The sequence below is a fragment of the uncultured Cetobacterium sp. genome (assembly GCF_947038635.1).
Classification (GTDB): Bacteria; Fusobacteriota; Fusobacteriia; order Fusobacteriales; family Fusobacteriaceae; genus Cetobacterium_A.
Genome location: NZ_CAMQXC010000103.1, coordinates 1 through 8,082, shown reverse-complemented (window position 1 = coordinate 8,082; position 8,082 = coordinate 1). Strand labels below are relative to the sequence as shown.

The 8,082-nt window shown below is 29.8% G+C and carries 9 protein-coding genes; 1 reads left to right on the top strand and 8 read right to left on the bottom strand.

All coding sequences use genetic code 11. From position 1 onward, the window contains the following. From Q0V08_RS09215 to Q0V08_RS09205, 3 genes are all read right to left on the bottom strand, one after another. Positions 1-507 (bottom strand): DedA family protein (locus tag Q0V08_RS09215; RefSeq protein WP_297434138.1); only part of this gene is annotated, 507 nt, incomplete at its 3' end. A gap of 15 nt (positions 508-522) precedes the next feature. Then, positions 523-1,059, bottom strand: a complete 537-nt coding sequence (locus Q0V08_RS09210) for a DUF2250 domain-containing protein (RefSeq protein ID WP_297434137.1) — start codon at positions 1,057-1,059, stop codon at positions 523-525. A 105-nt stretch (positions 1,060-1,164) separates the two neighbouring features. Beyond that, positions 1,165-1,755 (bottom strand): sigma-70 family RNA polymerase sigma factor, encoded by a 591-nt coding sequence (locus Q0V08_RS09205; RefSeq protein WP_023050396.1) that lies wholly within the window; start codon positions 1,753-1,755, stop codon positions 1,165-1,167. Between the two features lie 293 nt (positions 1,756-2,048). Between Q0V08_RS09205 and Q0V08_RS09200 the strand changes: the two genes are divergently transcribed. Continuing rightward, positions 2,049-3,560: an ABC transporter substrate-binding protein gene (locus tag Q0V08_RS09200; protein ID WP_297434136.1), complete on the top strand. Its 1,512-nt coding sequence runs from the start codon at positions 2,049-2,051 to the stop codon at positions 3,558-3,560. Positions 3,561-3,605: 45 nt separating this feature from the next. Here Q0V08_RS09200 and pepV read toward each other — a convergent pair whose 3' ends face one another. Genes pepV through Q0V08_RS09175 form a run of 5 tightly spaced genes read right to left on the bottom strand, consistent with a single transcriptional unit; the run spans position 3,606 to position 7,905 of the window. Then, positions 3,606-5,012, bottom strand: coding sequence for a dipeptidase PepV (gene pepV / locus Q0V08_RS09195; RefSeq protein WP_297434135.1), 1,407 nt, complete (start codon positions 5,010-5,012; stop codon positions 3,606-3,608). Between the two features lies 1 nt (position 5,013). Beyond that, positions 5,014-5,322 (bottom strand): PTS sugar transporter subunit IIB, encoded by a 309-nt coding sequence (locus Q0V08_RS09190; RefSeq protein ID WP_297434134.1) that lies wholly within the window; start codon positions 5,320-5,322, stop codon positions 5,014-5,016. Next, positions 5,322-6,623, bottom strand: coding sequence for a PTS sugar transporter subunit IIC (locus Q0V08_RS09185; RefSeq protein WP_023050402.1), 1,302 nt, complete (start codon positions 6,621-6,623; stop codon positions 5,322-5,324). The genes Q0V08_RS09190 and Q0V08_RS09185 overlap by 1 nt, the downstream gene beginning before the upstream one ends. Further along, on the bottom strand, positions 6,624-7,580 hold the full coding sequence (locus Q0V08_RS09180; RefSeq protein WP_023050403.1) for a N(4)-(beta-N-acetylglucosaminyl)-L-asparaginase: 957 nt from the start codon (positions 7,578-7,580) through the stop codon (positions 6,624-6,626). It lies immediately after the preceding gene. 4 nt (positions 7,581-7,584) lie between these two features. After that, positions 7,585-7,905, bottom strand: a complete 321-nt coding sequence (locus Q0V08_RS09175; RefSeq protein ID WP_023050404.1) for a PTS lactose/cellobiose transporter subunit IIA — start codon at positions 7,903-7,905, stop codon at positions 7,585-7,587. Positions 7,906-8,082 lie beyond the last annotated feature (177 nt).

Genomic DNA, 8,082 nt, shown 5'->3' with positions numbered 1-8,082 from the left:
ATTTATAATATGCTCATAGTCTTTATATAATGTTCCTACACTCACCATAAATGCAACGTATATTCCTGCTCCAAGTCCTGTAAAAATACTGAACTTATATATATTCATCTCTAAGATTCCAGGAGGAAAAGATATATACTGTCTTACTACTGGTATAAATCTTCCTAAAAATACTATTAGTTCTCCTCTCTTATCAAATAAATTTTCCATTTGAGCCAACCTATTTTCATCTAAAAAAAGATATTTTCCATATTTTAAAAGAAGATTTCTTCCCAAAGTTCTTCCAAGAAAATAGTTTAAACCTGCTCCACCCAAACTTCCTAAAGTTCCTGCTAATAGTACTGGTATAAAACTCATCTCTTTAGTTCCTATCAAATATCCTGCTGGAAGTAGTGCAACTTCTGAAGGAAAAGGTATAAATGAAGATTCTAAAAACATCATTATAAAAATTCCAAAATAACCTAAACTCATAAAAAACTCACTAGCTTGTTTTATTAACTCTTCCACATTCTCTCCTTCTACTTAAATTATAACAACATTTGGTAATTCTAATAACTTTTCTTTCTCTATCTCTGTTATCTCTCCTCTTAAAGTTATTGTATGACCATACTCTTTTTGAAGAGCTTCAAACCGTTCATTTAAAATAGCTTTTACATTTAACTCTTGAGAATATGGAAAGTCTATTACGCAGTATATCGCTTTAATTATTTCCTCTTTAATATTATTATCAAGTTTATTTTGTAAAGCTTTATTGTACGTTTTAAAAGCCTCTCTTAATTCAAACTCCATATTTTCATCTAACTCTTTTGCTTTTCTTTCTCCAAATTTTGTCAATTTATAATATGTATGATTTCTATGCTTAACAACTACATTCTCTTCTTTAGTTTTATACTCAACCATTATATTTTCAACTCGTTCTAATACTTTATTCTTAATTAGAGCTCTAACACTTTCTCTAACTTCATTTTGATTTTCAAGTATTCGATTAGCTAATTTTGATATAAATGTAGGTCCTATTTTATATATTGTTAATACTATTTTTTTTTCTAATTCACTCATATTTAATATTTACTCCTAAGTTTTTTCATATTATATCATAATTTTGGTAAAAATTTAGTAAATAAAAAGGATGAAAGTTTTCATCTTTCATCCTTTATTTTTATATTAATCTCTAGTGTATTCTGATAAATATCCTAGAATTTTTTTTCTTACTCTTTGAATTGCATTATCTATTTTTTTAGAAGGTTCTTCTAGCATATCTGCAATCTCATTATATTTATACTGTTTACAAGTATAGAAAAATACTTTTTTTTCTAAAGGTGTTAAATTATTATTTAAAAACTCTCCTAACATCTCTACTAATTCTTTCCCTATAAGAATATCCTCTGGAGAATAAAAATTTACAGATGGTTTTGCATATTGAACTAAGTCATCTAAATTAATATCTTTATCTCCAATTATTGATGTATTTAACTTTTGATTTCTATTTGAATTTGACGATTTTACTGCTGTAATAATCTGTCTTTTTATACATAGATTTGCAAAAGTACTAAAACATACCTCTCTTGTTTCGTCAAATGACTTTACTGCCTTCATAAGACCTATATACCCCTCTTGAAGTAGATCATCAATGTCTCCGCCTTTTATAAAAAAGTTTTTACTGTTTCTTAAAATATCACCTTTATATTTTAAAAAAACTTTTTCCATAGCCTCTTCATCACCACTTTTTGCCAACATTACATCTCTTTCATCCATTAGTCTGCCCCCTTAACTATTTAACGGTAAAAAAAGTAAAATTAAGCTCTCCCCTAAGCTGTAAAAATTTTTAATTGTCCTTCACTATGAAAAAATAATACCATATTTTTTTTTTTATTTAAACGTTCCAATTTTTCTTTTTCATTCATATTCTTTGAAACATATAACAATATTCTAATATAATACTTTTGATAATTTATTTTCATTTTTTAAGTATTTTGAAAATAAAATTTGACACAGTTATTTTTTTTTGATACTCTTATTAAAATAATTAAATACTAAGGGGGAGTTTTATGAAAAAAATATTTAAATTATTACTACTAGTTATATTTTTTATTAGTTGTGGAAAAGAAAAAGAATCTGAAAAACAAGCAGTAACATCTAAAGAGAATAAATTAATTTATACACAAAGTAGTGAATCTGTAACTCTTCATCCTCATGAAGCTACAGACGTATATTCTAGAAGAATAATTTCAAATATTTTTGATAGACTTATTGAAACTGATGAAAATTTAAAAATAGTTCCTGGATTAGCTGAAAGTTGGGAGCAACTATCCCCTACTGAATTAAAGTTTAATTTAAGAAAAGGTGTTAAATTTCAAAATGGAGAAGAATTAACTTCTGAAGATATAAAATATACTTTGGAAAATGCTAAAAATTCATCTAAGGTTGGAACTCTTTATTCAGCAATTGATACTGTTGAAACTCCTGATAAATATACTGCTATTATTAAAACAACAGCTCCATCAGGTTCATTAATACATCATTTAACACATATAACAGCTTCTATTTTAAATAAAAATTATTATGAAAATACAAAAGACGTTAATCATTCTCCTATGGGTACAGGTGCATATGCATTAGCAGAATGGAAACCTGGATCATATATGACATTAAAAAGAAATGATGAGTACTTTAGGGGTAAACCTGCTATTGAAATTGTTGAAGTAAGAGCAATTCCAGAAGAAAATAGTAGAGTTATTGCCATTGAAACTGGAGAACATCACATTACAGGAGATATTGACTCTATTGGTAGAAAAATTCTTGGAGATAGAAAAGATATTCGAGTTGATGAAATTAGCTCTCTTGGCGTAGGATACTTAGGTATTAATACTGGTAAAGGTGCTCTTCAGAATAAAAATGTTAGAAAAGCTATTGCAATGGGAATTAATAGAGACATTATTATTGAATCTGTTTTAAGTGGTGCTGTAGAAAAAGCCAACAGTATCTTAGGGCCTGGAGTAGTGGGATATTCTAAAGAAACTGCCCCATTTGAATATAATCCTGAAGAAGCTAAAAAGCTTTTAGAAGAATCTGGTTATAAAGATTTAAGTTTAACTTTAGTTACAAGTAACAATGAACTTAGAAAACAAATGGCTGAAATTATACAAGCTCAATTAAAAGATATTGGAATTAATATAAAAATTGAAATCTTAGAGTGGGCTGCATTTCTAACTGCAACTGGAACAGGAAAAAGTGACCTTTTTATGCTTGGATGGTCAAACTCATCTGGAGATGCTGATTACGGTATAGGTTCTGTTCTTCACAGTAGTATGAAAGGGTCTTCTGGTAATAGAAGCTTCTTTGATAATCCCACTTTCGATGCTCTTTTAGATAAAGGAAAAATCGAATTAGATTCTACTAAAAGATCTGAGTTATATGCTCAAGCTCAAAATATTATGAATGAGGAAGTTCCTGTTTTACCAATCTACTTTATGCCTGCAAGTGCTGGTATTAGAGAGGAAGTTAAAGGATTTGTTCAATCACCTATTAATAATCCTACTTTTTATAAATTATCATTTTAATTTATCTAAATAGAATAAAAAACTACCTCAAAAGAGGTAGTTTTTTTATACTAATTCTAAAACTCCTAAAGCATACATTAGCATTCCTTGCTTTAACATATCTAAATCCATTTTCTCATCAAATCCATGAGGATTTCCCTTAAACTCTTTAAAGTTTGGTCCAAATGCAACTGTATTTGGCATAAGTTTTGCATATGTTCCCCCTCCTAAAGCTACAGGTTTATCATCTCTATCTGTTATCTCTTTAAAAACTTTTTGAAGTTTTTCAACCAATGGATGCTCTGTAGGAAAATATAGGGGTGCATTATGATTCTCTTTTACAAACTCTATATTATTTTCTCCTCCTACTTTACTAAGTGTAGCATCTAACTGTTTTTCATTAGTAGTCACAGGATATCTAATATTAAACTTAACATATATTGATAAAGATTTTTTTTCCTGAGTTGTTTTTACAATTCCACAACTTAAAGTTAAATCTCCTGTTTCTTCATTTTTAGTTTTTATATCTAATCCACTTCCGTCAGTTTCTACTCCAACAACACTATCCATAAAATTAACAAATCTTTTTAAAGAATCCCTTTCAGATATAACTTTATTTAAAAATCTAAATAACCATGTTATTGGATTTATACCTCTTTGTGGGGAGCTTGCGTGAGCTGGTACTCCTTTACATGTAACTTCTAAACAGTTTTCTTTTTCTAAAACTTCAATTTTACATGGAGTATCTTTAAATTTTTCCAACTCTTTTAAAACCTTTTCAAATAAATCTTTTTTTAAAAATACTTTAGCCTCTTCAGGAACTACATTTGATCTTGTTCCTCCAACTATATCTAATATTGAACTATTTTCCTTTGTAAAGGTATCTTTAAAAGAGAATGTATATATCCCCTTTTCTGAAAATACAACTGGAAATTGCCCATCTGGAGTAAATGCATATTTTGGAGCTTTTTCTTTAGATAAGTAATACTTTATATCCTCATCTCCACTCTCTTCATTTGTTCCAAATATTATTCTAACTCTATGATTAAAACTTGGAACACACTCTTTTAGAGCTTTCATTGAATGTAGTGCTGAGATTATTGGTCCTTTATTATCTAAAGCACCTCTTGAAATCATATTTTTCCCAACTATATCTCCACTATATGGCGGTACACTCCATTTTGAGTGATCTCCCTCTGGTACCACATCTATATGACCTAAAACTCCTATGTACTCTTCTCCCTCTCCAAATTCAGCATAACCAATGTAATTATCTAAATTTACAGTTTTAAACCCTAGATCTTTTGCTATTTTTAATGTTTCTTCCAATCCTTTTTTTAGTCCTAAACCAAAGGGAGCACCGATGGTGCTCTCCTCTTTTACAGTTTTAATTTTAACAATTTTTTGGATATCTTTTAAAGTCTCTTGAAAGTGTTCATCTATATAGTGCTCTAGAGTTTCTCTAGTATTCAAACTACTCCTCAATTAATGAAAGAGCAAAATCTAATATTTTATCACCTTTCATCATTCCATAGTCCATCATATTTATAACTTCAACTTTTTTTCCAACACCTTGAGCTATCTTATTAAGCTCATCTTTTCTAAATTTAACTTGAGGTCCTAGTAAAAATGTATCATATTTATCTAAGTTCTCTTGGAACATCTCTAATCCAACAGCTTTTATCTCTACAGATATCCCTCTTTTTTCTGCTGATTCTAACATTTTTTTAACAACTATACTTGTTGACATCCCTGCTGAACAAAGTAGTAATATTTTTTTCATTATTTTGCCTCCTTTTCAAATGCTTCTACTGCATCCTCTTCATATTTACTTGCTTTATCTAATATTCTTAAGAATGGTAGATATATTAGAGCTCCTAATATTAAGTTAACTATTTGAATAATAGCTCCTGACATATCTCCAACTGTTAAAAATCCACTAATTATTGCTGGTGTTGGCCATGGAAAAGCCACTCCTAAAGGTCTACTTACAAGACCTATTGTCATTGCTAAATATTGAGTTGTAACAAATACTATTGGTATTATATTAAATGGTATTAACATAATAGGATTTAATATAATTGGCATTCCAAATAAAATTGGCTCATTTATATTAAATATCCCAGGTACAGCACTAATTGCTCCAACACTTTTTATATGTTTACTCTTTGCAAAAAGACCTATTGCTAAAAGTAAAGATAAAGTAGCTCCAGCTCCTCCCATCCAAATCATATCAAAGAATTGTTCTGTAATAACATGAGGTAATGGTAATCCCTCTTTTAAAGCATTTATATTCTCAACTTGATTCTCTAACCAGAAAGGTCTTACAAATCCATTTACCATAGATCCACTATTTATACCAACTGACCATAATATTGAAATTGAAAATACTGTTAATAACGATCCAAAGAATGATGTTCCTAAAGCTCTTAACGGCATTGCTAAAACTTTATATACAAAGTCGTGGATTGTTCCATACTCAGTATTCATCATTGCTATTCTTAAAAGTAGTGCCAATGCTAATATAACTGTTCCAGGAATTAGTGCTTCAAATGACTTTATAACTTCAGGCGGTACACCATCAGGCATTTTAATAAGAATCTTTTTATTTACAAAGAATCTGAAGATATTAGCTGTAACAATACCAATTACCATAGCTATAAACATACCTTTACTTCCAAGCCAGTTAAAACTTAAAACAGAACCCATACCTTCAATTTCAGATAATGGTGTTAAAATTAAAAATGATGCTAGTGATAAAAGTCCAACAGCCACACTATCAAGTTGAAATTGATTAGCAAGTTGCTGAGCAACTAAAAATGCTACATAAACTGCAACTAATGAAAATGTTGCACTTACTGGAATATCTATTATATTTTTCCAATTAGCTCCAAATGTTTCTAACATAAATTTTTGATAAGCTGGTAATGGAAATGCCGATATCATTAAAAATATAGATCCAATCATTAAAAGAGGCATCATTAAAACAAATGCTCTTCTTATACCATTAATATGTTTATTTCTCCCAATCCAAGCCGCTACAGGAACTAGCTTTTCCTCTAAAATCTCAATTACTTTTGACATTTAAATCCCCCTTTGAATTCTCTCTTTATATGCTTTCATGTACTCTTCAGATGCCACTTCTATTTTTATCTCTCCATTTTCTTGAGGAGTTGATATGTAAACTTGAGGTTTTTCTGTTTCTGTTCCAACACAGAATGTGAACTCAACATTTGTTCCTATTCCCCATTCACCTCTATTATTCATAGCTACAATAGATATCTCTCCAGCTTTTCCTCTTCTTTTTCTTAAAGTTTCAGAAAATTCATCAACAGCTTTTTGAGCTGCTTCCATTGGATGTTCTCCTTTTTTCATTCTCTGAACTACTTCATAAGAAAGACACCCTTTCATTATATCTTCTCCAAGACCTGTTGCTGCTGCTCCTCCAATTTCATTATCAACATAAAAACCTGATCCTGAAACTGGTGAATCTCCAACTCTTCCCTTTTTCTTCATAAAAAGTCCACTTGTTGAAGTTGCTACAGCCATATCTTCATCTTTATCTAAAGCTATCATACAAACAGTATCATGACCATCATATGGAGAAAGATTCTTTTCTTGTATCTCTTTAACTCTTAACTCCCAAGTCTTTTTAGCTCTTTCTGTTAACATATTTTGTCTCACAAAACCATTTTTATGAGCATATGATTCTGCCCCAGCTCCTACTAAAAATATGTTATATCTATCTGCACTTAGTTTTCTTGCTATTGATATTGGGTTTTTAAAATCCTTTATTGAAGCTACTGCTCCTATAGAAAGAGTTTTTCCATCCATAAATGCCGCATCTAATTCAACCTCACACTCTTCATTTGGAAGTCCTCCATACCCTACAGATTTATAAAATGGATAGTCCTCTACAAATTTAACTGCTTCTTCTAATGCATCTTGACATTTTCCACCGTTTTTTAACATCTCTGAACCTAAAGTTACTCCCTCAGAAGCCATTCTCCAAGTTGCTATCATACCCCATTGTTTTCTCATACCCTTATTCTCCTTTTAACTCTTTTAACTCTCTATGTACTTCAATTAACTCCTCTACTAACTCTCTAGCTAATATTGCATTCATAAGATGATCTTGTGCATGAATCATAAGTAAGTTTATCTCTACCCCTTTTCCATCTGCTTCATTACATATAAGTTCAGTTTGTACACTATGAGCTGCATACATTCTTTCTTTTGCTTCATCTAATAATTTTTTAGCATTTTCAAACTCGCCCTTCTTAGCTGCTCTTAAAGCTTCATAAGATAAAGCTCTACTCTCTCCTGCATTTCCAACTATGGCCATTGCTACTGCTTCAATATCCATAAAAAACCTCCCGTATCATTTCATAGTTTCACTTTATACTAATTTTTTTTATTGGTCAAATCACATTTTTTTAGTGCGTATTTCGTTAATAACATCCTTTTTTTATATATAAAATCTTGATTTTAATCTTTTTATAAGCTATGATTATATATAACGATATACTCTAATATAGTATAT